Raw genomic sequence first — 26452 nt, forward strand, 5'->3', positions numbered from 1 at the left:
CTGTGCATGGCCACCGCTTACTCGAGGTGAGCTAATTCGTGTCGGTGACGCAGGTGGTTGTGTGCAGGCGGGCCCTTGGTTCCTGCTGTCCATCCTGGGTGCGGGACAAGCAGCGGAGCGTGGGGAGCTTGTGCGGTGCCCATGTGGGCAGGAGGCGCCCCCGGCGAGTTTCGTGCTCCACTGAATTGCGTATTTCGCGGCGTCCTATAGTGAGACTTATGTCGGTTCTTGAAATAGCGCAACGGATAAAAGCGGGACATGGATCATCACTGGACGTGTTGCGCCGTCGGGTGTTCGATCCAGACAATTTGAGGACGGCCACACGCCCCCTCACGGAGGAGGACCCAGCCGAAGCTGGAGGGCCTTGGAACTCGGTCGTGGATCAGCGGCATCTGGTGACGATCACTGCGAGTCTGTCTGACCTCGCGTGGGCCGCCGAGGACGATGCTCTGCGAGGTTTCCAAATGCTATTTAGCATCGCCGGGCACGATCGTCGCGACTCGTCGCGTATCTCACTTCCTGATGATGAACGCGACGCATGGCTCTATGCGTTCGTCGGATCAGAGCTCGGGCGCAAGAGTTATCACCTGGGCGCTAAAGCAGAGAGGCCAGGAAGTCCGAGGACTGACTACTATGCATTGTTCTTCGACCAAGATCGGCAACCTACCCCTAAACCAAACCGACACCCTTTGCCTGTAACCGACCCAGTCGATCCACAGGGTTTCGTCGGTTAGATGCTGCCTCTTGTAGCACCTACTTGTTCTTAGATTGGAGGTCCCCATGTGTGGACGCTTCGTAATCGCCGGCAATAAGGCCGCTATCCGGGATGCGTTCAGCGTCGAGGAGTCCTTCGAGGACGAGTTGAAGCCGTCTTGGAACGTGGCTCCGATGCAGGGGATTCCATTCGTGTCCGAGCAGCTGCGCGAGGGTGAGCTGGTGCGTCGCCTCGAGATAGCCCGGTGGGGGTTCGTGCCCGTCTGGTCCAAGGACCCGAAGGCCGGCGCCCGGATGATCAACGCCCGTAGCGAGACGGTGACGGAGAAGCCGTCGTTCCGCACCGCAGCCGCCAAGCGCAGAGCCCTGGTGCCTGCGATCGGGTACTACGAGTGGCAGAAGAACGAGGACGGGACGAAGACCCCTCACTATCTTCATGGCGAGGACGAGGACCAGCTGCTGGGCTTCGCTGGCCTGTACGAGTTCTGGCCCGACCCCACCAAAGCCGAGGACGCCGAGGACAAGTGGCTGGTGACCGCGACGATCCTCACCCGAGCAGCGCACGACGCTCTCGGGCATATTCATGAGCGGATGCCCGTGATCGTGCCGGCCGAGCTGCGGGATCAGTGGCGGGACCCGACGATGACCGAGCGGAATCAGGTGGAGCACTTCATCGACACCATCCCCGAACCCAACCTCGTGCCACGGGTGGTCGGCAAAGAAGTTGGATCGGTCCGCAATGACGGACCGCATCTCATCGAGGCAACCCGCTAGCGGGACTGCCATGGGAACCATGATTGGGCTCGCCCTTAACGACATCCCCATCCACTACGGCAAGAACGATCACTACGTGCGCCATCACTGGCTGTTTCCACCCAAGAGCGTCTCGGACGTGACATACCAGTATGCGTACGGCAAGACCGACGTTAAGCCAGGTCTTCGGACCAGCCTGCAGGAGACCTACATCCGGCTGTGTCACCTCGGCTACTCCGGGCCAGAGACGAAGGCGAAGTTTGAGGATTCAGTTGCTCGATGGAATAGGACAGCTGGACTGCGCCTGTCCTTCGAGGATTTTCACGACGTACTCACGAGCATCGACTTCGCCTCGCTGACACAGGAGGATCTGCTGCCATACGTGTATGACTTCAGGGAGCTCCTGATTCATCGGCTCGGCGCCTGGGGCGACGACTACGACGATGACGACGATGACGATTCCCCTTACGGAAGGCTGGAGGATTTCATCAAGGAACGCTTGGATTTCACACTCATACTTCGAGTGATTGCCGATCGTGCCGAGAACCGCGAGTTATGCCTTCAGTGGGAGTACCAAGACATCATTGACTCCGGCTGGGCAACCTACGAAGACCTGACAGACATCGACCGGCCAACCTTCATCGTGAACCACACCGCCCTATACGGGCGAGTGCAGGACTATGCCAATCTTCCGGGAGAAGCTGAGTTTGATGCTTGGCTCACCGACAGGGGATTGCCCAAGTCGACTCCCTACCAGCGTGTACGGGGTGGCAAGACAAGTCAGCAGATGAGGACCCGGCCAACGGCGGTGCGCAACAAAATCCATCACCCGGAGAACCCGCACAACCGATTGACCGACGAAGAGCTACATCAGAGCCTCGAGGACCTACTCTCGATTGCCATAGATCTACCGCTGGGCCTTACCTAGACTCCGCGCAATCCATGCTGCTCAGTGATGAGGTTGAACGAGTTCCTGTAAGCCGCGCGCTACGCGGCCGCATCCTGGCGCATGGTGCAGCGGGGCTGCTCGCAAGTGGGCGGGGGAACCCTGCGTCGCACTGGAGCATGGCTGGCCCAGATTGCATCCATGTCTACGCCGCTCCTTAGCGCATCTCTCATCCTGGTAAACGCGTTGTCGGAGTAGCGGATTGTTCTCTGGGAGCCGAAGGAGAAGGTGTGTGCGCAGCTGGTGTCATCGTCTACGCCCAGGTGTCGGCGGAGAGCGGTTGATCGAGACGTTGTTAGTTCAACAGCGGCAGCGAGATCCTTCGCGCTGCGGTGATATTTCTTCTGAAGATCGACGACACGAATGGCGGAGGCGTCGACCGCGTCGTCGCCGACGAACCGCACGGGCATAGCTGCGCTTTCTGGATTGCGCAGGAACCGGACCTCGACCGTCAGGCCCGCGCCTTGGACTGCAGCTCCCATTTCGGACAACCGAGGGAACACAAGACCGGCCGGTTTTCCATCAGTGATGCCCTTCATGACTCGGCGCACATCAGTGGAGCTCACTCTGCTGTCCGGGTCTACGTGCGACTCCATGGCGAGAAGGGCCCGTATGCGTCCCTCAGCTTCAGCCCGTGCTCGCCGTCCCGGCCTCAGAAGTTCAGCAATGTTCTCGTATTCGCGTTTGACCAGAGTGCTGAAATCTTGCGGAGGCTCGGTGCCGATGGGGAGTACGCGAACTGGCAGGAAGTCTGCCAACCGTTGGTCGAATATGCGCTGGAGTAGGTCGTCGAAGAGGGTCACGGCAGCACGCGCATGGAGGTACAGGAGGCCCTCGTCCACAATGGCGTACCAGTGTTGCTCGTCATCACGAAGAGCATCTATCGCGCGTAGGGTGCCGGCCTCATCGTCAGTCAGACTGATGGCGGACAACGATTGAGCCTCGTGCAGACAGCGCTCGAAGCCAATCGACCTTCCTGATTCGGGATCCATAACCCTGACCCGGTGTTGCACGAGGCCGGCCTTCAATAGCATCTCGAACGCGTGCTGCATTTGCAGTAGTACGGCTGTCAGTCGGCCGTCTTCGTGGGGGCTGTTGAAAGCAGTGACGGCATTGGTGATGGAGTTGATTGCCTTCGTGCTCAGATGCCGGGCTTCATTGCGTAGCTTCACTCTTAGATAGTGCCCGATCCGCGATGCTTCAGCTGGAAGGCACTGCCGCCGGTAGCTCTCTGGGTTTGGCTCGTCCACTGGTTACAGCGGAAGTGGGTACCCGGTCGCTGGCGGCAGTTAGGCGGTCCCAACGAGTGTTGCGTTTGGGTACACCCCAACGCAACTGTGCGAACCAGCTCAGACGGTGTGGTTTTAGGGTCGCTTTCCGGCTTTCGCAACACGAACGGCGGAGGGTCTAGACCTGGTGCAACGTCGGGCTGCTGCTCGGCTCACACAGGGCCGGCTGGCGGGCGGGGCTGCAGCCTCATGTCGGACGTGTGGGTGGTGAGTAGGATCGGCGCATGACTAGCGCTGAGAACGTGCCGCTGACTTACCCGGAATTCAATGATGAGGGCGATCGGAACCCGGTTCGTCTTCCACTGACGGAAGCATCGGAGCAGTGGGAGGTCGACACTGCTCAGGCTGTCGAGTCCATGGAGCCGGAGGAACCGTGGAGCTTGGGTATGCCCACATCTGAGCCGGGCCAAAAGTAGCAGCTGCGCCCAAGTTGTAGGTGAGGTCGGTGTGGGTGTTGGTTTCGTCATGATGGTCTCTGCCCTGGCCTCCTATCGTGGCCGGCATGTCATCGGGCGTTCCCAAGCGAATGTGTTGCTGGAGGCCTTCCACCCCGGTGAGGACAGGCAGCCCGAGATCGCGGCCGGTCTGGCTGCGGTCTGGGCTGCAGCGGCGGTCCTGTTGCTGACCGGTGGCCTTGCCATTGTTGTAGCTGGCCTTCTCTCGCTCTAGAGCTCACCGTTCATCGAGTTGTCACCTGTCGCTGGTAGCTTCACCGGATGGACGCCACCCTGCCCACACCTCAGACCGTGAACACCGCCACGACCTCGGACCTCACCGGTAGGGAGGGGTTTGACGAGCGGTTCCTTGGCGTTCCGGTGCCCGTGCCGGCCCTGGTTGGCGTTGAGGCGGTCCTGCTTCCGTACACGCACTTCTCCGTCCTGATGCGACCGGACAAGCGTCTGGCCGCAATCACGGCGCTCGGTATTGATGGCGCGAAGCTCATGGACCTAGATCGGTCGGGGATTCAGTGGCGGGTGGATCCACGGCTATCCGAGGACCAGCAGACGGGGGAGCGGGTCTACGCGCGCAACGACATCGACGGCGGACACCTCGTGCGCCGAGCATCGGCGGTGTGGGGTGAGAGCCGTGCGGAGGCGGCGACCGCGAACGAGGACACTTTCCATTACACGAACGCTGCCCCGCAGGCCGCGAAGTTCAACCAGGGACTGGAGCTCTGGTTGGGCCTGGAGACGTACCTGTTGGAGAACGCCGCTGACAACGGCCGGCGGTTGATCGTGTTCACGGGGCCGATTTTCAGCGACGTCGACCCCGTGTACCGGGGTGTGGAGATCCCGTTGCGGTACTTCAAGGTCGCCGTGTTCCTGCACGAAGGATTACTCGCAGCCACTGGGTACGTCGTTGACCAGACCCCGCAGCTGGCTGACCTCGATGACGTACCGAAGCCCGGCGCTTTTGGTGATGATGCACCACCGTTGGGCCCGTTCCGGACCTTCCAGGTGCCGATCAGCGACATCGCCGCGCTCACCGGACTGGATCTCGACCAGTTGGTTGGGGTTGATCGGATGCCGATCGCCGCGGCCCTACCCAGCGCGCGCGTGACCTCCGCCTGGCGGGAGCTCTCCAGCCCGGAATGCCTCGACCTCGACTTTGACCTCAACAGCTGATCATGACGCCTGGAAGGCGCCGTCATCGTCGCTGTTCTTACGGTTCAGTGAAGGATCCTCCAGCGCACACCGGCGGGTTGAGGAACAAGTCTCGACTGCAGGAAATCGAGATCCTCCGACCAAGCGGCATCAACCCGCCCGTGACCCCTCTTATCTTCGACCTGTGTTATGAAGGGTTTCTAGAGGTAGTAACTCTTACTTGAAAGGCATGGCTGAATCATTTGAGTGAACTAGGTGTCGTAGGCGACCGACCGCCGGTGATTCCACTTCCATGGGCTTCGCGCATTTCGGCCATGCCGTATTTGCCAGGGGGTGGAAAGGCTCAGGTTCAAACGCTCGGAACTGTGTTGAGTGCCGTCGATGATCAAGAGGGACTCGCTACAGCCACCGTCGATTTGGGTGATGGGGTGCCGAGAACGATCCGCGACGCAGTGAAACAGATCGCCCCTGCCGGTCTTGTTTCCGCTGTCGATCGAGAGCGCTTTACGGTATCGGACGAAGCTCGACGTTGGCTGAACACGGGTGAGGCTTACGATCTGCTCGCCGTTTTTCACCGCCATGTGAGGTTTGTGGGGGAGCTCCTACATGCGCTTCATCCGGAACCCCTGGGAACGCGACAGCTAATGGAGGTCGCGGCGGCGAAATATCAGCTTCAGTGGTCAACCTTGGATCAAATCCGCCGCCGGCTGACTTGGATGTCAGCCATGGGCTTGACGGAGTACAAAACCAACGACGTTATTGGATTGACCGCCGCCGGTGTGGATGCTTTAGAGCACCTGCAGTTGGGAGGGCCAGATGCAGTCCCTCAAACGGATGGTTCGCAGGTAGTAGTTCCTGAGCCACCCCCAGCAATTTTAGCTCTTATGAAAGAATTAACCCCGGAAGCACTGACGAGTAGGAACCCTGTACTGGGATACATTCCGCGGGGTAACGGCGAGACCGAGCTTGTTGAGGCCCTTTACCTTCTGGTTAATGCGGCGTCTCCCAGTATTTCAAGGGTCGATCTGCTTGTTTTCGCACAGAAATCTTTTGAGGTCTCGGAAAGCTCTTTCGGTGCTGTCATGACAACCCTCAACAGATCAGGATTACTCGAGCAGACAGGATTTAACGTCTACTCGCCGTCGGCTGCAGCAGCGGCGTGGCTTGAGACTCAGAACGCTTTAGATCTCGTGCTCATCCTGCATCACAGGTATCGGGTTATGTTGGAGATAATCCCGCTTCTGGCGGAGTTCGATAAGGCCCCGGACTTGGCTCGGGCTGCCTTCGAGCACTATGGCATGACAAGGGTCGACGTTGGAGGCTTCCGGACTCGTCTACAGCTGCTGAAAGCAGCTGGCCTCATTACGGAACGCGCGAATTGGCGGTATCAACCGACACCACTGGGGGAACGCCTTGCCCAGGAAATTCCGTTGCAACCTGCCTTGGATGACGACAAGGAACAGGCCGTTGGTGTTGACCATGACGAAACGTTGGCTACTTCGCCCGTCGGTGAGCTGGTTCGGGAACTTGAGTTGGCTGCTGTAGCCGGTGATTCTCCCACGAGGCTAGAGAAAGCAGTAGCTGAGGCTTTCTCGTTTCTCGGTTTCGAAGCCCACCATATCGGGGGCGCAGGCAAGACGGATGTGCTCGCCACCGTTGAGGATAAGAAAGGAAAGCCAGTAAGAGTGATCCTCGATGCGAAGGCTGCTCGTAGTGGAACGGTTAGCGAGGGAGCCGTCTCCTTTGACACTCTCTCTGAGCACAAGGAGAAGCACCGTGCTGATCTGGTGGCCTTAGTCGGGCCGGGTTTTGAAGGAGGCCGCGTCCAAGCACGGGCTGACCAAAACGGTGTTGCACTGATTACAGTGGCGGATCTTGGCCGTGTGCTTCGGCGGCATGAAGTGACTCCGCTGTCCGCTCCGACTTTCCTGGGCCTCGTAAACACGCAACCCGCTGTAAGGAAGGAACTGGAAACCAGTTGGTCGCATGTGGAGCGACGATCGATGCTCCTCTCACAGGTCGTTGCGGTCCTAGCTCAAGAAGCCCGCGGAGCGGACGAAGTCACACACGGGGCGCTGTCCGCCGAACAGATTTATCTCATCGTTCGGGACGAGATAGACCCTCGCCCATCAACCGCCGATATCGAGGAAGTGTTGCAGCTCCTGGAACATCCCTTGATCGCCTCCGTTAGCCGCACTGCGGCGGGAACGGGCCGGGCGAACAGCTACCGTCTAGTCGACAAGCCGCACCTCGTGAGCGCAAAGATCCACGCGCTGGGGCGACACATCGCAAGCGTTGCTCTTGAGGTATAGCCTGCCGAAGGTGTTTGCGTGATGAGGCCAAGAGCAATGAACCGAGCAGATACCTGCTTCATGCTGGCAGAGGTATGGCGCTGGGTGCGCCTGGCGCAACAGCGCCTGGACGTAAGAGAATCCTCCACGGACGGCAGCGGACATAGCTGAGATGGGCGTCGGCAGCATCTCCGCACTCGTTCTTTTATTGTGGTGGTCGGTTCAGGAGCGACAGGATCTGGTCTGGTAGCGCATCACTAGCCTTCGAAAGGACTGTCTCAAGCGGCACTGCGTGATGGGATTGGTTAACATCGACCGCCTGCGTCCACACAACGGGCTTGTAGCGTGTGATCATCGACAGTCCGTAGAGCAGTACCCACCAGGCAAGGATTGGATCCAGCGATTTCTGCCCTGGAGCGGTCGCCGGCATGAGTACCGTGGACCTCCTGTAGCCGCGAAGGTGTGATTCGAAGTTCTCAAGCTCGAACTTTGCTAGATCAAGGCGTGCACCCGCATCATCGATGTGCTGTCCGTTGCCTGTGGTTGTAACGAGTAGGGCCGGTTCAAGGTCCGGGTATTGACGCTTTATTGCCGCACCGTTCTCCTCGGCGTCTTGTTCGCTTAGAGGGATCGTGAAGTGACGCTGGCTGTACTGCCCCGGAAGCGAACTGTCATAGACACGATTGACGAATAGCGGAAGGGGGTAAGTGGGCTGTGGGAAATCTAGAGCGACTTCGAGAATCATGTTCCACACAGCAGCCAGAGACACAGGCGTCTTTAGGGGATCTGAATTGAGCAACCATGCGAGCCTGCCGAATGATGAGTCAGTTCCGCCGTCCCCTCTGATCTCGCAGCTAAAGAGAGCGGCTGCTTTGAGGCTGTCTAGCTGCAAGAGTTTGAGCCCATGCCCCCGCACCTCAGGTGAAGTCGTTTTATCGGTGGGTGTAAGCACCGCTGATATCGCCCGTCCTGCCTGAGACAGCCCGTAATACAAGTTGAGGGACCTTGATTCGTAACCGATGTGCTCAGCCGCCTTAAACTGCTGCTCAGCCTGTTCCAGAGCGCTCACGAATAGTTGTTTCCGGCTCTCGGGCATCCAGGCAGGAGGTCTGGAGCGAAGCGCACGGATTCTGCGCCAGCTTTCCTTGGAATCCTCTGAGTCACCTTCGAAGATACGTCTTGGCATTAGACCATCTTCCGCCAAGTTGCTGCTCCTTTGGGGACGTCCAGCTGCGAACCGTCTGCATTCGGTGCAGAGCTGCGCAATGTGCCCGCAAGCCGGTCCTTCACCGGGACGCATAAGACTCACCCTGCGTCGTCGTCTCGGACTGCTCCGCGTTGGCTAGCACCATCCCCGTATGACCCGCCCGAGATAATGCCCTGTGAACGCCCCCTATGCGGACACGAGTTGGGAGCGGGACGCCCGCAGCCGGTCTTATTAAAGGATCCTTTGACGGGACGGCAGGCGAAGTCCGGCGGCGCATCGAGCGACCCCAGCATTGACGGAGAAGTCCGCGTCCGTAGCCTGTCTCAGCAACGTGTCTCACCTGCCATATTCGCATCAAAGCACAAAGCAGCCTTTGATGAGTTTAGGGATGTGAGTTTTCGTCAGGATGGCGGGGTTTCTAACGGATCGTTGGCGGGGTCACAAGTCGCTACAGCGCTCGGTTCGTCCTACTGAGGGATGCACCAATGAGTCGCTCCAGAATCGTCATTACTAGTTGATGAGTCGGAAGCGTTCAAGAATCACCACAGTCTCATCGCGAACCGTGAACGCCGGATCCGCCAGGTAGGAGCGCATTTCTTCGCTATGCCAGTACCGCTCGTGATCTGCACGCCACTGAGCGACGGTAGTGTGCCCTTCTCCCTCATCGATGATGTGAGCTAGCGACACCTGATCCAACCGCACCCGGTCGACCCGGACCGTCTGGATGATCGCGACCGGTTGCTCCATCGAGTCGATCACTGCCTGTCGTCTCCCTGCTGAAGGTAGCTCCTCACCTTCGACGGCGTACTCGATCAGCAGCGATGTCGTCGTGGTCTTTGCGCCCGAAAGGATGGACGCGACCAGCGAGTCGCGAAGCGGCCCAGGAAACGCGAATTCGGCGCGAGGCAAGGATGTTTCTGTCATGCTCCACTGTTGCACTTCACCCAACCGGGCTTCACCGCAGGCTAAAGCATCCTGCATTGTGCAACGAATGAGTGGCCCGGCTCCAGCCCACAAGACGTGCTGCCTCCTCCGCGATCTTCCCTTTGGCGCGGGCATCGGCCGCGATGGCGAGCTTGTCTGTGATCACGTTAGTTGTGTGAGGCCCGGCACTCGACCCCAGACAGGGGTTGTGGTTTTGGCCACCGTTTCTTTCGGCACGGAGTGCATTTGCTGCCTGCGGGGTGAATGGGCCAGTCAGAGTCCGGGGGTCCGTGGAATACCGGAGGGAGCGAAGCGAGTGAGGATATGCCGCGAAAGCCCCCGGCGCAGGCTTGCCCAAAGGGGAGCAGGCGGTACGCTGGGCAGCCGAAAGGGACGGCGCAGCCGTCGGAAAGACCAGGCGCGCAGCGCCCATCGAAGAAGCTTCTGCCGTGGAGCCGTCTACCGCTTTCCGAAGCTCAACCGGCAGTGGCATGAGAAGCAGAGTTCCGCGCGGCCTCGACGTTCGCACCAGCTTTGCGAGTCGCTCATCAGTCATGGGAACAATCCTGCCAAAGACGGCTGACCGCTAACGACGGGGTCGGGACAGGACTATGGCGATCGGTTCCACATTCGGTCCCCAGGACTTATCTACGCGCGGCGAACGGCGGAAGCCGGCGTCGGGCGAAGTGATCGGGAGGTGAGGTTCGAGCACCCGTCCGCGGATTCCCTGTCTATTCAACCGCCCGCCAAGTGCGGAGTCCGTCACACGTTTACCACACGGAAACGCTGAAATACGATGACATGTCGTGGGCCTTGCAGGTCACCAAAAACGCCTAGATTCCGGGGATTTTCGGCACAATGACAGGCTTCGGCAAGCATCGAAATAAGCCGTCCCCTGAGAAAAGGTCAGGGGTTCGATTCCCCTAAGCTCCACTGTTTCCGCGAATTTTGGCGAGTTCGTGCGGGTTGAGCGCCGAGAATCACACGTTCATCACATCTTGGAGATTCCCGGGCACAGGGAACGATGCGTGAAGCGGCTGATTGTTCTCAACATGCGGCCAGCGTAGCGGGGACCCCTGAGCCTCCATGCTCATAACCGAAATGAGTTCTGACCGCGGAGATTAAGTTGACCGCACAGCTCCTTTGGCTCGAACCTAGCCAGCACCGGGGTCGAGGGACTAGCGGGACGTCCCGCCGGGATTGAGGCACAGCGCTTCGCGCGCTGCCCTTCGGCAATTTCCGCATCCCCAAAGTCCTCGGTGAGACCAGCACCCGCGAGAAGTTCGACAAGGCACTCCTCGAACTGGACAGTCTCCAGGTGACCAGGCCGCTCCAGAAGGAAGCCGCCAAGCGCCGCGACACCGCCCGCATCTACACCGAAGCAGGAAAGTCTGGTCGCGTGACCGCGGAGGTCCCCGAAGCCGAGGGCATCGAGGCGTACATACCGAAGCCGCTCACCCGCTCCGGCGTCGAATCCAGCGTCGACGAAGTTGTCGCGACCCTGCAGGCTGACGGTCAGGAGATCACCATGCGCCGCCAGGACTCGGTTGAATGCTCTCACGGCGTTCTACTGGCTCGCGCTGTTCAGGTCAGGTTGGGGTATGCGGCAGCGGCTACGCCCTCCGGCGGCGGACCCACAGCAGCACGGCAATGACGGCCGCTGCCAGCACCACGATCCCGGACAGGACCATCACGGGGCCGACCTGCGAGGTCGCCGAGGCCTTCTCCGTCTCGATCGGGGCCTCGGACCTGGCCGGCTTCGGGCTGGCTGAAGGAGAGGTGGTCGCCTTTGGGGTCGCCGACGGCGTGGCACTTGGCTTCGGCTTCACCGTGGGCTTGGGTGTCACCTTCGCGGGCGTTTCGGCCGGTCCCTGGGCAGGCTGCTCCATGGTGTGCACCTCCGGCTCGGCTGGGGCGCCTTCGGGAGCCGGGTCGGCCGGCTGCACGGGCTGCTGCGGGATGACGGCCCCGGCTGCAGGGTGCGGGACGACCGGCGGAACATCCACGGGCGCAGGAACAACCGGACCCGGTACGGGCACCGGCGCTGGTGCCGGACGGGGCGGGGGAGGAGGCGGCAGCTGGCTGGTCGGAGGCGGTGGAAGCAGGCCACCACCGCCACCGGGGCTCCCACCACCGGGGGTGTCTCCTCCACCGCCGCCCCCACCAGTTCCTCCGGTGTTGCTGATAACGCAGGTCACCGCTCCGTTGCCGGCAATCACCTCGATGTAGCCCGGAGCGCAGGCGGCCTGGGCGGCGCCGGCCCCGGCCAGCAGGATGCCGCCGGCGATCGCCAGCGTGGACAGGACGGACGTGGTGCGGCGCGGCGCGGAGACCTCAACGGTCATGTTTTCCCCCATGTGTTCGTTGACAGAAGACTACTGGCTCCCGGAACGTGCTCCGGACAGATCGAGCCCGGGCCGGGCATCGCCTAGAGAGGAGATACCACCCTGCTGAGCTTCCTCAAGTCCCGTAACAGCGCGACCGTCTGCGCCCGGCAGGATGACGGGATCGCCACGGCGTACACCGACGCTGAGATGAGGGCCGCACGTGCCGACCTGGCTCTCTTCCAAGGAGGGGATGAAAAGAGCGCCAGGAAGCTGCTGAAAAAACAGGGCCTCAGCGTGGGGCGACATTCTCAACGCAGTGGATCAGTGTTGGGCTGCTGTTGACGTCGACGGGGATGACTCCGACGAACCGGACGAGCTGAGCGAGCCCGAGGATGCCTATCCAGGAGGGGCTCCAGAGCCGGCCGTCTCCGCTCCTCACACCGTGGAACGAAAGGTCATCACTGTACCGGAGTCCTACCGGGACTCGGTCGAGGAACGTGCGAAGCTGATCGCTGCCCTGTGGCACAAGCTCGGAAACGGCCGGCAGGTCGGGTCCTTCGAGCGAGACCCATCCTCAGTGGTCATCGTCCGCGGCGAGCTTCCCGGATCTTTCCCAAAATTCTCCCAGCGGTGGAGCGCCTGGGCCGCCTCACGGCGCAGCCGGTGCGCAGGTGTTGGTATAGGTCAGCGCGGAGATGGCCTCGTCCCTGACCGTAGAGAGCCTGGTAGATCGTTTCGGGACTCACCTGCATCTCCGCTCGGTCCGGGAACGTCGTGGCGAGGTGGTCGCTGATCTGTTCCGGGCTCCCTTTCACACACAACCTGGCCTGTACCAAGGATGCCAGGTCCAGGTCATTGAACTTACTGGCCTTGGGCCGGCGGCCGAGCAGCTCCGCCTGTATTGTCTCGCCGAGAACCTTCTGGCGCCGGCAGTTCCGAGGGACTTGCGGGCCTCGCCCTATGCGGAGGTAGATGTATCAACTATAATGGAAGCATGCCGCACACCTCAGCTCAGACAAAGCCCGGAGCGGCGTCCACGCCGTGGTGGGTCAACTACCGGCAGATGCACATCCGGCTGGAGAACAGGGTCGGCCGGATGCTGGCGGAGAAGGCCGGCCTGTCACAAGCGGACCTCCAGATTCTCTACGCGCTTTCGGGGCACCCCGACGACGTCATCCGGGACCGGACGCTTCGCAATCTTATCGAGTGGGAGAAGAGCCGCCTCTCCCACCAGCTGCGACGGATGGAAGCCCGGGGCCTGGTCGCCCGTGGAGCATGTATCGAGGACAACCGGGCCTCGATGGTCAGTCTGACCGCCGCGGGCAAAGACGCAGCTATTCGGGGGAAGCAAATCGAGGATGAGGCCGTCGAGCACTACGTCATGAGCGCACTGACGGAGGAGCAGCTTCAACAGCTCAGCGATATCGCCGATGCCATTCTTAGGCACACGGACGCCTCCGACCCGTGCCCCGAGTAGCTCGGACGCCTATGGCGAAAGGTGCAAAGGGGCCAGAGGGCTCGATCGCTTGGCGATCGAGCCCTCTGGCCCAAGCCCCTGATCTTCAGGGGTGCAGGACTGCCTTGACCACCCGCCCGGCGTTGACGTCCTCGATTGCCCGGTCGATGTCGGCAAGATAGTAGTGGGTCATGATCTTGTCGACGGGAAAACGGCCCTGAGTGTAGAGGTCAACCAGGCGCGGCAGCAGTAGCATCGGCACTGCGTCGCCCAGGGAAGTCCCGTGGATGGTACGGCCGCGCAGCAGCGTCCAGATATCGACGTCGAAGGACTTTCCGGCGGCTACCCCCGTGATGGCGGCGTGGCCGGTTTCCATCAGTACGTCCACCGCAAGGCGCATGACTTCCGGTGCCCCTGTCGCTTCGAGGCTGTAGTTGGTGCCCGGCGCCCCAGTGATCGCCCGGACCGCCTCAAGCACGTCGACTCCACTGGAGCTGTTGATGGTGTGCGTGGCCCCGACCTCCTCGGCCAGTGCCAGCTGGGCATCCTCTCGTCCGATGGCGATGATCGTGGAGGCGCCGGAGGCCTTGGCGGCCATGACGCCGGCCAGGCCCACGGCTCCCGTACCGAAGATCGCGATCGAAGATCCTGCCTGAACGTCCAGGACGTTCAGAACCGCTCCGGCGCCGGTCTGGATTCCGCAGCCGAAGGGACCGAGGTTGCGGGGATCGAGATCGCTGGAGACCTTGATCGTATTGCTCTGGTGCGCGACTGCGTAGGTCGACCAGGACGACTGGGCGAAGAAGTGGCTGTGGACCGCCTCGCCGTTCCCATCGGTCAACGCGGTCGACCCGTCCAGACGCTTCGCCGAGAAGTTCATCGGCACGTGCTGCTCGCAGTATGCGAAGTTTCCCGCGCGGCACTGGACACAGGTGCCGCAGGCGCCGGCGCCGAGGATCACCGTGTCACCCGGTGCGACACTCGTGACGTTTGAACCGACTTTCTCGACGATCCCGGCTCCTTCATGGCCGAGAACGACCGGGTAAGGAGTCAGCGGAAGCTGTCCATCGACGACTTCAAGGTCCGTGCGGCAGATCCCGGACGAGAGTATCTTGACCAGGACCTCATCGGGCCGGGGGTCCTCAAGTGTGAGCTGTTCCTGACGGATGTCCTTCTTGCCGCGCGTGACGGCGCTGGTAACGATCATTTGGTGGTCTCCTTGAGGATGAAGTCGGCCGCACGCTCACCGATCATCATGGCTGGGCCATTGGTGTTGCCGGACGGCAGGCTGGGCATGATGGACGCATCGGCGATGGTGAGGCCTTCGATGCCATGGACACGAAGGGTGGTGGGGTCCACCACGGACATGGTGCCGCGCCCCATGGCGGCTGTTCCGACCTGGTGGTGGCCCGAGACAATCGTGGAGCGGACGTATTCGCGCATCTGTTCGCGCGTGACGACCTTGTCGCCTGGGCGAGCCTCGGCCTTGATCCACTTCCTGAGTGGTTCGCGGGAGGCGATGTCGCGGATCATATCCATGTTGTCGACGAGAACCTCGACGTCGTCCGGTTCCGAGAGCACGCGCGGATCAATGAGCGGCTTCGCCGTGGGATCGTTGGAGCGCAAGGTCACGAATCCGCGACTGAGGGGGTGCAGAATCTGGCTGACCGTCGAGAATCCATGTTCCGGCAGGTAGCCTCCGATGAAGCCGTAGACGAACGAGAGCATGAGCGGCTGAACGTCCGGAGCGACCAAGCCCGGCCGGGTCTTGGCAAAGAACTGGGCCTCGAGCCCCTGTTCCGTTGCCAGCGGCGCGGGACCGTGGGTTTCCCAGATGATCGGACTCGAGAAGTGATCCTGCAGGTTCTGGCCGACACCCGGCAGGTGCGCTTTCACCGGGATGCCGAACCGGCGCAGCGTGTTGGCATCGCCGAGGCCCGAGAGCATCAGGATCTGCGGCGTGCCGAAAACGCCGGCTGAGAGGACGACCTGGTCATTGGCCCTGATGGTGTGCTCAACACCCTCGAGGAGGTAGTTCACACCGACGACACGGTCCCCTTCAAACACGAGGCGGGTCACGGTAGCGGATGTCTGTACCGAGAGGTTGGCATGGTCCTCTACGGGACGAACATAGCCGCCCCAGCTGGTGACTCGACGATGGTTGAGGATGGTGTGCTGGGTGTAGCTGGCCCCGAGGATATCGCCTGAGTTGTAATCCTCGTTGAACGGATGGCCGGCTTCAACGGCCGCCGCGACCCAGTCCTGAACGATCTGGCTGGGGGTGAGGTTCTTCTGCACGTTGATCGGGCCGCCGACCCCGCGGCCACCCGCAGATCCTCCGGCGAAGTTCTCGAGTTTGAGGAAGTACGGCTCGACCGACGCCCAATCCCAACCATCCGCGCCCTGCTGGGCCCAGAGGTCGTAATCTTCCTTGACGCCGCGGACATAGATCATCCCGTTGAACGCGCTGCTGCCACCTAACGTCTTCCCGCGCGGCTGAGGCATCGTATTGCCGTGGGCGAACGGCTGCGGCTCGGTGGCGAAATCCCAGTTGAAGGGGCTGTCCCAGAGGCCGATCGATCCCAGTGGGTCGTGAATCGCCTCGGTGTCGTCCACGGGTCCCGCTTCCAGCACGGCAACGGTCCTACCGGCGTCGAGAAGGCGCCGAATTACAGCCGAACCCGCCGAACCCGCACCGATGACTACAACGTCGGCGGACGATGGGAAATTCTTACTGCCTGACATGTCTCTTCCTTTGATCGAACCCTCGTTGGTTGATGTATCTACCATTTAACGCGCAAGTGGTTGATTAGTCAACTACATGCGGGCCGGAGAGTTTGGCGCTGCTATCGCGGGTCGCAGAACAACACGAGACATCCCTGTTCGGCAGGTTCGCGGCTGTGGCCTGAAGGTCCGATAGCCGGTTCCTCCGCAGGGTGCTGACTGCCTGGATGATCGCGAAAGCATCTAGATAGCGGGTCGCTATACCCGCCCGGACTTTTGCCTAGGAGGCAGGGGACGAGCGACACGCATGCGATGAAACAAGCCGTCCCCTGAGAAGAGGCCAGGGGTCGATTCCCTAAGCTCCACTGTTCCCGCGGATCCTGCGGCGTCGCAACTTCCTGGTTGCGGAAATCACCTGACGGACCCTCACCCCTGGTTGCGCCCGGGACGCCCCTGCGCTGCCGGCAGCGCCGGGTAGGCGGTCGATGTTACCGGGAAGTATCCAGTACCGGCGCCCACCGCCGACCGCTACGGTTAAGGGCGGGGACAGTGGGTGGGCTCAGCGTCCTGGCCGGGGACCTCGCGATGGGCGCCTCCCAACCGGCAATCGACTCGTGTCCCGCCGGGCGGAACGAACGGACGCTCCAGGCCCAGCGGCTGAGGATCAAGGAGTTCCCGGTGTCGAATTTCGTTAGCAAGCGGCCGATCAAGGACCGCGAACCGGTGCAGGCGGCCGAGATCGCCGAGGCGGTCACGGCCGGGACCATCACCTACGACGACGGAGCCACGCAGACCTTCGATAAGGGCGGGGCGACCACCTACGTCGAGCACGGGGCGCCGACGCAGGGCGAGTGGTACGTCGATGACAGCGGACGGTTCTGTTCCTATTGGCCGCCGAGCTACCGCGCCTGTTACGAGCTCAGGTGGCTCGTCGAGGACGGGGAGGTCGTCGGCCTCGAGTTCACCGAGCTCAACCGCGGCTCGACGTTCACCGGACGCTACTCGTAGGCGGATCCCGTCCGGGCGCCTCAGCGGCATACGCGTCCCGGACCGGCTCATCACGCCCGGACCGGCGACAAGGCGCTGGTGTGCTCCCTCAGTACCCGCTGAGCGGCATGAGGGCGGCGACGGCGCCGAAGAAAACGACCAGGAGGATCAGCGAGAGCACGCCCCAGATCGTGCTGATCCAGCCGAGCACCTTTCCCGCCGTCGCGCTGGTGTTGAGCCGCTCGGCCTTCCTGGCCTGAAGAAGCGCCAGCGGACCGAAGACGATGCCCAGAACGAACAGCCCGACGATGCCGAAGATCAGCGAGGCCTGCGCCGCCTTGGAGCCCTCCACCGTCCGCGGGGCGCGCCCGGCGTCGTAGGGGTGCGGGGCGTGGGTGGGTTCGTACGGGTGCTGGGACATCGGCGCCTTCCGGATGAGGATGGTTGATCGGTGCGGCGGCGCACTTGCTCCGCTGGGACTGTCCAGGGGTTCAACCGCCGTTCGCCCAAGGATAGTACGGGTGCGGGATGCGGGTTTCCGCTCGGTTCCCGCCATCGTTTCACCCGCGGATGCTGCTGGGGTCGTTCCCGTAGGAGTTGCGCTCTCCGATTGTGCCGTCGATGTTTCGAATGATGTGCTCGACCTTCTCCGCCCGTGCGACACTGCGGCCAACCGCGGCGGCCTCCTCCTTGGTGGTGGCCAGGCCCCACGGCTTGTCGTCCACCGCCTGTCGGCGGTTCATCCATAACCCCACGTCGTGGAACGTCTCGATGTCTCCCTTGGGCATTGCATCTCCTCTGATCGGACCTTTGAGCGTCACCATACCGACCACGGAGAGGCGGCGGCCACAAATTCCGTTGCGGAAATCGCCGATCCGGCCTCGCCCTGGCAGCGGAATAGGTCATCCGGGCCCTCCCTCCCAGCGGCATTGCATGAAAGAATGTGCAATCAAACCCAGGGAGGCGCCATGGCCGGGAAGATGCGGAGCGGGACAGTTGAGGCCGGGCAGGCCCAGGGAAGCGACCCCGCGGTCCTGGCCCTGTCAGTCCTTGCAGTGGGAATCTCGACCGCCCGCGTCGGGGCGCGGCTGCTGGCCAGGCGGCGGACGGAGAAGTCCGTCACCTCGGGTGCGGGGCGGTTGGCTATCGACACCGCCAAGGCCCTTCACGAGAAGGCCTGGAATCTCACCAGTGGCGGACAGACGGTGCCGGGGGTGCAGCACCAGCTTGACCTCGCCCTCGCCGACGTCTCCGCCCTCCTGCTGGATATGGGCGAATCGGGGCGGGCCCCGTATGAGGGCCCAAGCTTCGAGGAGAGGCTCCGCGTGACGGTGGACAAGGCCCGAGCGGCATTCGACCGCTTCGACGCCTTCACCGCGGAGGACCCTGAGCGGGCTATGGAAGAGCTGAACAGCACCCGGGACTTCCTTGAGACGACCGTCCGTCCGCAGCTCCAGGAGGCCGGCGAGCCGTGGGTGTCCGAGGAGTTGGAGTCGCAGTGGCGGCACCTCAACTGGGAGCCATACCGCTTCATCCGGCCAGGTGGTGGTGCCGCCGCTTTCGCGCAGGCCGTCGAACGCTATCTCGGGGAGGACCGGTCCGATGAAGATCTGGTGGCAGCCCTGGCGGAGGCGAAGGGCGAGCTCGAGGACCGGCGGGATTGTGTCTACGTGATCGGGTTGCTCATCGACTTCACCGTCGACCTGGCCGAGGGATTCGGTGCCGCCCCGGCTCCTGGCGCCCCGCGTGGCGCCGCGAATCGGAAAAAGGCCCGGCGGCGGCGATGAAACGGGCGGGCTCACCCTCGCGGGCCCTCCGCCTGGCCGGTCTGGCCCTTCTCCTTGCCGGGTGCGCCGCCTCTCCCTCTGCTCCGGCCGGCGGCGCCGCGGATCCTGCCGGGAGTTCCGTTCCATCGCCCGCGCCTCCCGCGTCCGGGTCGGCTGCCGCCCTGGGCGAGGTGACGGAAATCGCCAGTGGGCTGGACACCCCATGGGGTCTTGGGTTCCTGCCGGATGGATCGGCGCTCGTTTCCAGCCGCGACTCCGCGGAGATCCTGCGGATTCCGGCCCAAGGAGGTGCCGCCGCTCTGGTCGGCACGGTGCCCGACGTCGAGGTCAGCGCGGAGGGCGGGTTGCTGGGTCTGGCGGTGTCTCCGGACTTTGCCGAGGACCGGCTCATCTACGCCTATGTGTCCTCGTCCCCGACCAACAGGGTCGTCTCCCTGTCGGTGGCCGAAGACTTCTCCTCGGTGGAGCAGGAACAGGTGCTCCTTGAGGGCATCGAGACAGCGCAGCGCCACCATGGGGGCCGGCTGCGGTTCGGGCCGGACGGGAACCTTTGGATCGGAACCGGCGACGCGTTCCGGCCGGAGTACGCTGCCGACGACGAGTCCCTAAACGGCAAGATCCTCCGGATCCGGCGCGACGGGTCAATTCCGGAGGGCAACCCGGCGGGCACCGCGGTCTACTCCAGCGGGCACCGCAACGTCCAGGGCCTCGCCTTCGGTCCCGACGGCACTGCGTATGCCTCGGAGCTTGGCCACCAGGTCTGGGACGAGCTCAACGTCCTGCGCGCGGGGCGGGACTACGGCTGGCCGGAGACCGAAGGTATCGAAGGCTCCACCGGCGAAGCGCCGCTGTTCACCTTTCGACCCCGGGAGGCCTCCCCCTCAGGTATTGCCTACGCCGACGGGAACCTCTGGATGGGCGCGCTGAGGGGGCAGCGGCTTTGGCAGCTGCCCGTCACCGGAGGGAAGGCCGCCGGAGAACCTGTCGAGCACCTCGTGGGCGAGTACGGACGGATCCGCACGGTCGAGGTCGCGCCGGACGGCGCGCTGTGGATCACGACCTCGAACACCGACGGCGCGCGGGACACCCGCCCGGAGGATGACCGCATCCTCCGCATCGAGCTTGAGACCGGTTGACGCGCGGCGTGCCGGATCTCACGCCGCCCGCGCAGGTAAGGCGGTGCGGGGCAGCGCCTCTGCGGCCGCAAGCGGCGCCAGAAGCAGCTGAAGCTGGCGGCTGGTGAAGAGCTCGGGAAAACTGATCGCCAGATGGGCGCCGTAGAGGGAGCAACAGATGTAGTACGTTCCCTCGGTGCCGCCCATCACCGCGCTGACCATGGCCCGGATCCGGGGCAGGTCCACGCATCCTCCGCAGCCGGCCATCGTCCTCGCGGCACCCCGGTAGTCGGTGTGGTCCTGGGAGACCTTACTGGCCTCGGCGGCGCCGAGGAGCTGCTCACGCGTCCAGGGATGATCGAAAATCCGCGGTGCTGGAAGGACGACGGTGTTCATGGTTTTCCTCAGTGGTCCCGGCCTACGCTTCATCGTCAGCCTATGGTCTGCCACTGACAATTCGGCGCCGGATCCACGTCCGGATGGGCGCGGATCCGACGCCCGCCGAACCGGGAACCGGCCGTGTGAGGACGTGCCTAGCCTTCGCACTCCCTGCAGTACTTGGAGCCGTTCTTCTCGAGCGCCAGTTGGCTGCGGTGATGGACGAGGAAACAGGACATGCAGGTGAACTCGTCTTCCTGCACGGGCACGACCTCGACAAGCAGTTCGTCATCGACGACGGCGCCCGGGAGGTCGAAGCCTTCGGCTGTGTCGCCGTCCTCGACATCGATCAGGGCCGTCTGGGTGGTGGCGCTGCGTTGGGCCTGAATCGCCTCAAGCGATTCGTTGGCCGGCTGGTCTTCCTGCGCGACGCGGGGGGCGTCGTAATCGGTTGCCATGGGGGAAATGCTTTCTTCTAGGAATGGACGCTGCACCAGAGTACATGCCCGGGCTGTTAAGGAAAGACGTGGACCCCGCCGGACGGGAGCCCTATCGTTGACGGTTCCGGTGGCGCTTCGTGCTCCTCCAGAGGGTGGATTCCGTGCCGCCGGAAATTACCCACGACGCGTTCCCGCTTCCTCTCCTCGACCGGCCGGGTTTCAGTTACGGTTGACGGATAGACAAAACTTTACGGGAGCGGAAGGTGGTGGAGGGTGCCGGCGATGAACAGGTATGCCCAGCAATGGCTGAGCATCGAAAGCGCAACAGCCGCCGGACTCAACCCCTATGACCTATGGCTCAGCTACGCCGGAATGGGTGGCAGCCTCGACCCGCTCGACGTCGAGGCGTACCTCTACGGGCTCCAGGTGCTCCCCGCCCTGGAGCGGGACCTGGTCGCCCACGCCATCAACGAGATGATCGAGGATTGCGGTTCCGCCATCGGGCCGGCACCCTACAGCACCGGTGAAGTCTCCGCCGCGGCGGGTTACCATCTGCCGGCCGACGGCTGGCTCGACCCGGCCCTGAGCAGGTTGGGTGCCGCGGGCGCCATCCAGGCCGTCCAGCGCGAAGCCGAGCTGCGAAGGCTCGAGTCCCTGGGCAGGACCGGACTGCTCAACACCCCCGCGGAGCTGCGGTTCGACCGGATCACGAACCGCGCCCGGCAGCAGTTCGGGGTGAGTTCCTCCTCCATCGCCCTGATCAGCAGGGACGACCAGTTCATCAAGTCCCTTGCCGGCCCCATCGGCCAGAACCTGCCGCGTGAAATCACCTTCTGCAACCAGACAATCCGCGCGGATCGGATCCTGGTCGTCCCTGACGCGCTCGAGGACGCAGTCTTCAGCTCGAGTCCCCTTGTCCAGGGCGAGCCGCACATCCGGTTCTATGCCGGCCACCCGCTGACCGGACCAGGCGGCTGGAGGATTGGGACCTTGTGCATCATCGACGACAAACCGCGTACTTTCAGTGACGCGGACGCAGACGACCTGAAGGCCCTTGCGGCCCTCGTCCAGCAGGAAATCGACGCCTAGCTCCTCCGCCGGAGGTTTGGCGGCCCCCGGGCGGAGTGCTAACCGCGGGTCCGGTGCCGCGCGAGGGCGACGACGGCGCCCGCAAGCAGGATGAGGGTTCCGGCGATTCCGGCCACCCGGCTGACGCCTGCAGTGCTGACCCGGGCCGCGTCGACGGCTTCCGGCTCGGCCGGCGCCTCGGTTGCCTCAGCCGGTTCGAGTGAGGGACTGGCGAACGGTGCCGATGCAAAGGGCGCCGTCGCGAACATCGAGGTCACCGGCTTGGGCGTTGACTTGACGACCTCGGGTGGAATCACCTGCGGCACCGGGGGCGCAGGCAGGGCCGGAGCGGGCGCCGCGGGCACGAACGCCGGCGGCTGCTGCACCACCGGCTCGGGCTGGACGGGTTCGGGTTCCGGCGGAGGTGCCGGCGTCGGCTCGGGCGTGGGCTCCGGTGTCGGAGCAGGAGTCTCGGACGGCGGCGGTGAAGGCTCGGCGGTGACCGGCGGCGTGGGATTCGTCGTGGGCTGCGGTTCAGGTTCGGGCGAACCAGGCTCGGTGGGCGGGCCTGGGTCCGTGGGCGGCGCCGGCTCGCCCGGCGGTTGCTCTTTCTGGGCCTTCTGCTGCTCGTGCCCGTCCTTTTCGAAGGCCACCTGAACGGCGTATGCGCCCGCGCCGGGTGAGCCAACCAGGATCACCGCGCTCAGCACTGCCGCGCCCGCCCCCGATTTCAGCCAGTTGCCAGCACCACGCACCGAATACTCCCCAGACTGCAGGGGCCTCCGCCCTGCGGCCCTCATCGTATCCGGGCCGTTTCTCCACCGCATCAAATATTCCTGTGTCCAGGGGTCTTGCCAAGGGGGCCATCCGCCGGTAAAGCGCACGGCGAAAGCCGGGCGCGCTAGCGGCCGGCGTTCTTGAGGCTTCCCGGGGCGGATGCCGTCTCGTATTCACCGGCGAGACAGATAACCTCCCTGTCGCCTTTCCACGTCCAGGTCTGATCCGTTGGATAGAAGGTGTACATATCGAGCACCGATTCCTCGTACTTAAGGCCGATGAAGCGCTCGAACTCGTCGAGGCAGAAGGCGTCGGAGGCTTCGAGAACGGCCTCCTCGCCGGGGTATTCCCCGTCGGGCAGATAGGTCACCGCATAGGTTTCGAGGTCGTGCGTCTGGGTGCACGGAACGACAGTGAGTTCGTAAATGTCGCCGTCGCCGGGATCCATGATGCAGTCGCCCGTCGTGATGGCGAAGGCGTCGGTCTCCACCTCCTCGGTGACCGCGCCCGTTTCGTCCCGGACCGGCACGTCCCGGTACAGGCTGCAGGCCGACACCGAGCACAGCAGCCCGACGACGAGCAGCAGTCCTACCGGCCGTGAAGCTGTCCGCGGCACGCGGACATCGACGGCAACCCCCATTGCACTTCCCCCATATGTTCACCGCATTTTCTCGGGACAATACAGCATGCGGGGCGCTCCCGCGCCGAATGGGATACTCGGGGAATGAGCGTCTACTTCGAGCGCACCACCCGCTCGCCGCTGCCTGTGCAGGAACTTTATGAACGGTCCCGCAGCATTGATGCGCACCAGGAGTCGATGGCGCGCTCCAGGGAGCGGGCCGTGGCCGGGGTGACCTCCGGCGGAATCTCCCTGGGGGAGGAGGTGACCTGGCGGGCCTGGCACTTTGGACTTCCACTGTCGATGACCAGCCGCATCACCGAGATGGAACCGCCGCACCGCTTCGTCGACGAGCAGGTTCGGGGGCCGTTCCGGAGTTTCCGGCACGAGCACGAGTTCCGGGGGGAGCAGGGCGGCTCGGTGATGATCGACCGTATCGAGTTCACAGCACCGCTCGGCCTGCTGGGGCGCGCCGCCGAGAGGCTCTTCCTGGCCGCCTACCTCGAAAACCTCATCGACGTCCGCAACCGGTACCTGGCCGCGCCCTGAGCCACCCCGTGCCGGTGCGCCGTCCGCAGGACCCTTGACGGCCGCTGCCGGTGACGTTAGTTTATCGATACTCATAAACAACGAATTTCGATAAAGGACGATGATATGGCGGCAGCGGGTCGGAAATTGCCATCGAAGGTGAAACGGGGGCTGACGCCGATGATTTCCCGCGTCGAGGCCGGCTTCACCATGGTCGTGGCGGCAGTCGTCGGGCTCGTCACCACCGCTCTCGCCGTTTCGGAGGTCCGTGCCCTCCTCAACGGCCCCGTGACCCTGGATCTGCCCCTTCGGAACGTCGCCCCGCCCCTGCGGGTCCAAGGCGGCGGCGGGGCGGTTACGGACGCCCGCTACAGCAGCGTCGAGGTCGCCTTCGACGCGCTCCCGGCCACCGAGGGCCTGATCCTCGCCGTCTCCGCCGGCCTCCACGCCCTCACCGTCCTGGCCGGCTGCGTCCTGGTGTGGGTGCTGTGCAGGCGGATCCTGGCCGAGCGGGCCTTCACCCGGGGCGCGGAAGGGGCGATCGGCGGGGTGGGTATCCTCATTGCGGTCGCCGGCATCATGGCCCAGGCGCTTGGCTCCGCCGGCCGGAACCGGCTTGTCGAATCCTCGGGACTGTTCCCGCAGGCGCAGGACTCGGTTGTCTTCCTGATGGAGTTCAATCCCGCTCCGGTGGTCATCGGGCTGGTGATGGCCCTCTTCGCGGCGATCGTGCACCGGGGCCGCCGCCTGCAGGACGACGTCGCAGGACTCGTCTGATGCCCGCCGAACCCGACCAACGGATCCACTGCCGTCTCGACGAACTGCTCGAGGAAAGGGGCATCACCCTGACCGAGCTCAGCCGCAGGGTCGGGGTGAGCCTCGTCAACCTCTCGATCCTCAAGAACGACAGGGCCAAGGCGATCCGCTTCTCGACGCTCACGGCGGTCTGCGACGCCCTCGACTGCCAGGTCGGCGACCTCCTCGTGGTGGCGGATGCCGACTGACCCAGGCTCCTGAGGCGGCGTCCCGCCCCGCTTAGCCGGCCGGCCTGCCGCGCCCCCCGGCCAGCCGCGTGAAGACCCGCCCCAGCGGTGCGAGCCAGGACAGGACGAGTGCGATCGTGAAGACCTCGCTTACCAGGGAACCGGCGTTCCCCGCGGGAACGAACTGGTGGATGGTGAGGAGGGCGGCCGCAAGCAGGAGCCCCTTCTTGAGGACCCGCAGCGTGGGCGGAGTCAGCGGCCGGGGCCAGGCGTAGAACCCTCCGCCCGGTTCGACGCCGTAGGTCGTCTCGGATTCCATGTACCCCCCTGCTGGTGCGTGCCAACGGCCCGCGTCCGGCGGGAACCGTCCGGGCCCGGGAACCAGCCTACGCGTTCCGGGGCCCAACACGTGCTGCCGTCCCGGTGGACCTAATTGGTGGTTTCGTCCGGTGGGGACTGGGGCAGCCCCTGATCAAGCACCTCGCGCATCTGGGTGAGGAAGCGGACGATCACCCTGGCCTCGTCGGCGCTGAGGGAAGCCGCGACGGCCATCATGCGGGCGTGCATTCCACCAAGGGTGGCGCGCACCTCGGTGTCGGAACCGGTGGTCGGCCGGATGAACAGCGCCCTGCGGTCGGTGGGGTGGTCCTCGCGGCGGGCGTGCCCGCTGGCCACCAGCCGGTCGATCAGGGTGGTGGTCGAAGCGGACGAGATGCCCAGCATCGTTCCAAGATCTTTTGGGCCGATCCGCTCGCCGGCCTGTTCGGCCTGGAGAAGGAACCGAACCGCCAGCAGGTCGGTTTCGTTCATCCCCATCGAATCGCGGGTGCGCCGTCGCATTGCGGTCTCGGCGCTCCGGTAGTCCCTCAGCGCGTTGAGGACATCGAGTCCGTGGTCTGTCCCGGGCTCTGGCGCATACCAGTAGCCGGACGAAGGTCGCGGACGCTGCTGTGCCATAGCGCAATGCTAGACCATCTGGTATGGAGCGGGCCGAAGCGTCCGTACCGTGGGCATGGTGCCGGCACCAGATGCGGAAAAACGCCGTCTTTCCCTTGGAAAACGGAGTCCTTGGCTCCCGGGGACGCCTACGCCCCAAATATGACAAGGCTCACGGCATAAAGCAACCACCATGTCAAAGCCATACTGGTTTGCCGTTAGACTCGGTTGCTGCAACAGGCTTTACTAGCACTTCCACCCCCTCCAGAACGGCACCACCATGGCAACGGATTACGACGCACCCCGCAACAACGACGAGGACAAGGAAGCGGAGTCCCTCGAAGCGCTCCAGGCGAACCGGGGCAGCAGCGCGCAGTCCTCGTCCGTTGATATTGAGGATGGCGACACGGCGGAGGGCATCGACCTGCCGGGGGCGGACCTGTCGGGCGAAGAACTCCTCATCCAGGTGATTCCGCCGCAGGACGACGAATTCACCTGCGCCTCATGCTTCCTGGTCCGGCACCGGAGCCAGATCGCGCTCGAAAAGAATGGCCTGGCGTTCTGCAACGAATGCGAAGGCTAGCGCCGGTATCCGGCAG

The 26452-nt window shown here is 63.6% G+C and carries 30 protein-coding genes and 1 pseudogene; 15 read left to right on the forward strand and 16 right to left on the reverse strand.

Going from position 1 to position 26452, the window contains the following annotated elements:
- Positions 1-780 precede the first annotated feature (780 nt).
- Together ACX80W_RS00060 and ACX80W_RS00065 are read left to right on the forward strand one after the other, a co-directional pair.
- Positions 781-1488 (forward strand): SOS response-associated peptidase, encoded by a 708-nt coding sequence (locus ACX80W_RS00060; RefSeq protein ID WP_459279283.1) that lies wholly within the window; start codon positions 781-783, stop codon positions 1486-1488.
- Positions 1489-1498: 10 nt separating this feature from the next.
- Complete coding sequence (locus tag ACX80W_RS00065) at positions 1499-2395, forward strand: HEPN/Toprim-associated domain-containing protein (protein WP_459279284.1); 897 nt, start codon at positions 1499-1501, stop codon at positions 2393-2395.
- A 59-nt stretch (positions 2396-2454) separates the two neighbouring features.
- Here the strand turns inward: ACX80W_RS00065 and ACX80W_RS00070 are convergent, their stop codons facing one another.
- The gene (locus ACX80W_RS00070; RefSeq protein WP_459279285.1) at positions 2455-3585 is read right to left on the reverse strand and encodes a DUF3644 domain-containing protein; all 1131 of its coding nucleotides are present in this window, start codon (positions 3583-3585) and stop codon (positions 2455-2457) included.
- A gap of 564 nt (positions 3586-4149) precedes the next feature.
- On the opposite strand from ACX80W_RS00070, the gene ACX80W_RS00075 reads away from it, so the two are divergent.
- The 3 genes from ACX80W_RS00075 to ACX80W_RS00085 all read left to right on the forward strand — a co-directional run bounded on the left by ACX80W_RS00075 (position 4150) and on the right by ACX80W_RS00085 (position 7618).
- Positions 4150-4371, forward strand: coding sequence for a hypothetical protein (locus tag ACX80W_RS00075; RefSeq protein WP_459279288.1), 222 nt, complete (start codon positions 4150-4152; stop codon positions 4369-4371).
- Positions 4372-4418: 47 nt separating this feature from the next.
- Positions 4419-5327: a DNA/RNA non-specific endonuclease gene (locus tag ACX80W_RS00080; RefSeq protein ID WP_459279290.1), complete on the forward strand. Its 909-nt coding sequence runs from the start codon at positions 4419-4421 to the stop codon at positions 5325-5327.
- Between the two features lie 344 nt (positions 5328-5671).
- Entirely contained in the window at positions 5672-7618 is a 1947-nt protein-coding gene (locus ACX80W_RS00085; RefSeq protein ID WP_459279291.1) for a hypothetical protein, read from the forward strand.
- 184 nt (positions 7619-7802) lie between these two features.
- Here ACX80W_RS00085 and ACX80W_RS00090 read toward each other — a convergent pair whose 3' ends face one another.
- Both ACX80W_RS00090 and ACX80W_RS00095 read right to left on the reverse strand, forming a co-directional pair.
- Positions 7803-8897: a YaaC family protein gene (locus ACX80W_RS00090; protein ID WP_459279292.1), complete on the reverse strand. Its 1095-nt coding sequence runs from the start codon at positions 8895-8897 to the stop codon at positions 7803-7805.
- Positions 8898-9314: 417 nt separating this feature from the next.
- Entirely contained in the window at positions 9315-9728 is a 414-nt protein-coding gene (locus ACX80W_RS00095) for an ASCH domain-containing protein (protein ID WP_459279293.1), read from the reverse strand.
- A 1243-nt stretch (positions 9729-10971) separates the two neighbouring features.
- On the opposite strand from ACX80W_RS00095, the gene ACX80W_RS00100 reads away from it, so the two are divergent.
- A complete protein-coding gene (locus ACX80W_RS00100; protein WP_459280166.1) occupies positions 10972-11382 on the forward strand; it encodes a GatB/YqeY domain-containing protein in 411 nt (136 codons plus the stop codon).
- Here the strand turns inward: ACX80W_RS00100 and ACX80W_RS00105 are convergent.
- From ACX80W_RS00105 to ACX80W_RS00115, 3 genes and pseudogenes are all read right to left on the reverse strand, one after another.
- Entirely contained in the window at positions 11342-12073 is a 732-nt protein-coding gene (locus ACX80W_RS00105) for a hypothetical protein (protein WP_459279295.1), read from the reverse strand. The two genes, ACX80W_RS00100 and ACX80W_RS00105, sit on opposite strands and share 41 nt — an antisense overlap.
- 271 nt (positions 12074-12344) lie before the next feature.
- The gene (locus tag ACX80W_RS00110; RefSeq protein ID WP_459279297.1) at positions 12345-12494 is read right to left on the reverse strand and encodes a hypothetical protein; all 150 of its coding nucleotides are present in this window, start codon (positions 12492-12494) and stop codon (positions 12345-12347) included.
- Positions 12495-12681: 187 nt separating this feature from the next.
- Positions 12682-12957, reverse strand: a pseudogene (locus tag ACX80W_RS00115) (IS30 family transposase); the annotation flags it as partial.
- 92 nt (positions 12958-13049) lie between these two features.
- Between ACX80W_RS00115 and ACX80W_RS00120 the strand changes: the two are divergent.
- Positions 13050-13532, forward strand: coding sequence for a MarR family winged helix-turn-helix transcriptional regulator (locus ACX80W_RS00120; RefSeq protein ID WP_459279298.1), 483 nt, complete (start codon positions 13050-13052; stop codon positions 13530-13532).
- An 85-nt stretch (positions 13533-13617) separates the two neighbouring features.
- Here ACX80W_RS00120 and ACX80W_RS00125 read toward each other — a convergent pair whose 3' ends face one another.
- Both ACX80W_RS00125 and ACX80W_RS00130 read right to left on the reverse strand, forming a co-directional pair.
- Positions 13618-14718, reverse strand: a complete 1101-nt coding sequence (locus ACX80W_RS00125; RefSeq protein ID WP_459279300.1) for an NAD(P)-dependent alcohol dehydrogenase — start codon at positions 14716-14718, stop codon at positions 13618-13620.
- Entirely contained in the window at positions 14715-16256 is a 1542-nt protein-coding gene (locus ACX80W_RS00130; protein ID WP_459279302.1) for a GMC family oxidoreductase, read from the reverse strand. The genes ACX80W_RS00125 and ACX80W_RS00130 overlap by 4 nt, the downstream gene beginning before the upstream one ends.
- A gap of 528 nt (positions 16257-16784) precedes the next feature.
- On the opposite strand from ACX80W_RS00130, the gene ACX80W_RS00135 reads away from it, so the two are divergent.
- The gene (locus ACX80W_RS00135) at positions 16785-17243 is read left to right on the forward strand and encodes a hypothetical protein (RefSeq protein ID WP_459279304.1); all 459 of its coding nucleotides are present in this window, start codon (positions 16785-16787) and stop codon (positions 17241-17243) included.
- An 88-nt stretch (positions 17244-17331) separates the two neighbouring features.
- Here the strand turns inward: ACX80W_RS00135 and ACX80W_RS00140 are convergent, their stop codons facing one another.
- Positions 17332-17643: a hypothetical protein gene (locus ACX80W_RS00140; RefSeq protein WP_459279305.1), complete on the reverse strand. Its 312-nt coding sequence runs from the start codon at positions 17641-17643 to the stop codon at positions 17332-17334.
- A 139-nt stretch (positions 17644-17782) separates the two neighbouring features.
- Positions 17783-18010 (reverse strand): DUF2188 domain-containing protein, encoded by a 228-nt coding sequence (locus tag ACX80W_RS00145; protein WP_459279307.1) that lies wholly within the window; start codon positions 18008-18010, stop codon positions 17783-17785.
- Positions 18011-18190: 180 nt separating this feature from the next.
- Here ACX80W_RS00145 and ACX80W_RS00150 point away from each other — a divergent pair, with 180 nt between their 5' ends.
- Together ACX80W_RS00150 and ACX80W_RS00155 are read left to right on the forward strand one after the other, a co-directional pair.
- Positions 18191-19009, forward strand: coding sequence for a hypothetical protein (locus ACX80W_RS00150; RefSeq protein WP_459279308.1), 819 nt, complete (start codon positions 18191-18193; stop codon positions 19007-19009).
- A gap of 170 nt (positions 19010-19179) precedes the next feature.
- Positions 19180-20145, forward strand: a complete 966-nt coding sequence (locus ACX80W_RS00155) for a PQQ-dependent sugar dehydrogenase (RefSeq protein WP_459279309.1) — start codon at positions 19180-19182, stop codon at positions 20143-20145.
- A gap of 18 nt (positions 20146-20163) precedes the next feature.
- Here ACX80W_RS00155 and ACX80W_RS00160 read toward each other — a convergent pair whose 3' ends face one another.
- Both ACX80W_RS00160 and ACX80W_RS00165 read right to left on the reverse strand, forming a co-directional pair.
- Positions 20164-20520 (reverse strand): hypothetical protein, encoded by a 357-nt coding sequence (locus ACX80W_RS00160; RefSeq protein ID WP_459279311.1) that lies wholly within the window; start codon positions 20518-20520, stop codon positions 20164-20166.
- A 137-nt stretch (positions 20521-20657) separates the two neighbouring features.
- The gene (locus ACX80W_RS00165) at positions 20658-20960 is read right to left on the reverse strand and encodes a DUF4193 domain-containing protein (RefSeq protein WP_459279312.1); all 303 of its coding nucleotides are present in this window, start codon (positions 20958-20960) and stop codon (positions 20658-20660) included.
- A 264-nt stretch (positions 20961-21224) separates the two neighbouring features.
- Between ACX80W_RS00165 and ACX80W_RS00170 the strand changes: the two genes are divergently transcribed.
- Positions 21225-22031 carry a GAF domain-containing protein gene (locus ACX80W_RS00170; protein ID WP_459279313.1) on the forward strand — a complete coding sequence of 269 codons (807 nt, stop codon included), beginning with the start codon at positions 21225-21227 and terminating at the stop codon, positions 22029-22031.
- A gap of 38 nt (positions 22032-22069) precedes the next feature.
- On the opposite strand, the gene ACX80W_RS00175 is transcribed toward ACX80W_RS00170, so the two are convergent.
- Both ACX80W_RS00175 and ACX80W_RS00180 read right to left on the reverse strand, forming a co-directional pair.
- Positions 22070-22765, reverse strand: a complete 696-nt coding sequence (locus tag ACX80W_RS00175; protein ID WP_459279315.1) for a hypothetical protein — start codon at positions 22763-22765, stop codon at positions 22070-22072.
- A 146-nt stretch (positions 22766-22911) separates the two neighbouring features.
- The gene (locus ACX80W_RS00180; protein WP_459279317.1) at positions 22912-23427 is read right to left on the reverse strand and encodes a septum formation family protein; all 516 of its coding nucleotides are present in this window, start codon (positions 23425-23427) and stop codon (positions 22912-22914) included.
- A gap of 84 nt (positions 23428-23511) precedes the next feature.
- On the opposite strand from ACX80W_RS00180, the gene ACX80W_RS00185 reads away from it, so the two are divergent.
- The 3 genes from ACX80W_RS00185 to ACX80W_RS00195 all read left to right on the forward strand — a co-directional run bounded on the left by ACX80W_RS00185 (position 23512) and on the right by ACX80W_RS00195 (position 24938).
- Entirely contained in the window at positions 23512-23955 is a 444-nt protein-coding gene (locus tag ACX80W_RS00185) for an SRPBCC family protein (protein WP_459279319.1), read from the forward strand.
- 159 nt (positions 23956-24114) lie between these two features.
- A complete protein-coding gene (locus tag ACX80W_RS00190; protein ID WP_459279321.1) occupies positions 24115-24711 on the forward strand; it encodes a hypothetical protein in 597 nt (198 codons plus the stop codon).
- A complete protein-coding gene (locus ACX80W_RS00195; RefSeq protein ID WP_459279322.1) occupies positions 24711-24938 on the forward strand; it encodes a helix-turn-helix domain-containing protein in 228 nt (75 codons plus the stop codon). Before ACX80W_RS00190 ends, ACX80W_RS00195 begins: the two co-directional genes overlap by 1 nt.
- A gap of 31 nt (positions 24939-24969) precedes the next feature.
- On the opposite strand, the gene ACX80W_RS00200 is transcribed toward ACX80W_RS00195, so the two are convergent.
- Both ACX80W_RS00200 and ACX80W_RS00205 read right to left on the reverse strand, forming a co-directional pair.
- Entirely contained in the window at positions 24970-25236 is a 267-nt protein-coding gene (locus tag ACX80W_RS00200; protein WP_459279324.1) for a hypothetical protein, read from the reverse strand.
- A 110-nt stretch (positions 25237-25346) separates the two neighbouring features.
- Positions 25347-25874: a MarR family winged helix-turn-helix transcriptional regulator gene (locus ACX80W_RS00205; protein ID WP_459279325.1), complete on the reverse strand. Its 528-nt coding sequence runs from the start codon at positions 25872-25874 to the stop codon at positions 25347-25349.
- 259 nt (positions 25875-26133) lie between these two features.
- Between ACX80W_RS00205 and ACX80W_RS00210 the strand changes: the two genes are divergently transcribed.
- On the forward strand, positions 26134-26436 hold the full coding sequence (locus ACX80W_RS00210; protein ID WP_459279326.1) for a DUF4193 domain-containing protein: 303 nt from the start codon (positions 26134-26136) through the stop codon (positions 26434-26436).
- The last annotated feature ends 16 nt before the right edge of the window (positions 26437-26452 follow it).

It is taken from the genome of Arthrobacter melezitosi (assembly GCF_054511055.1).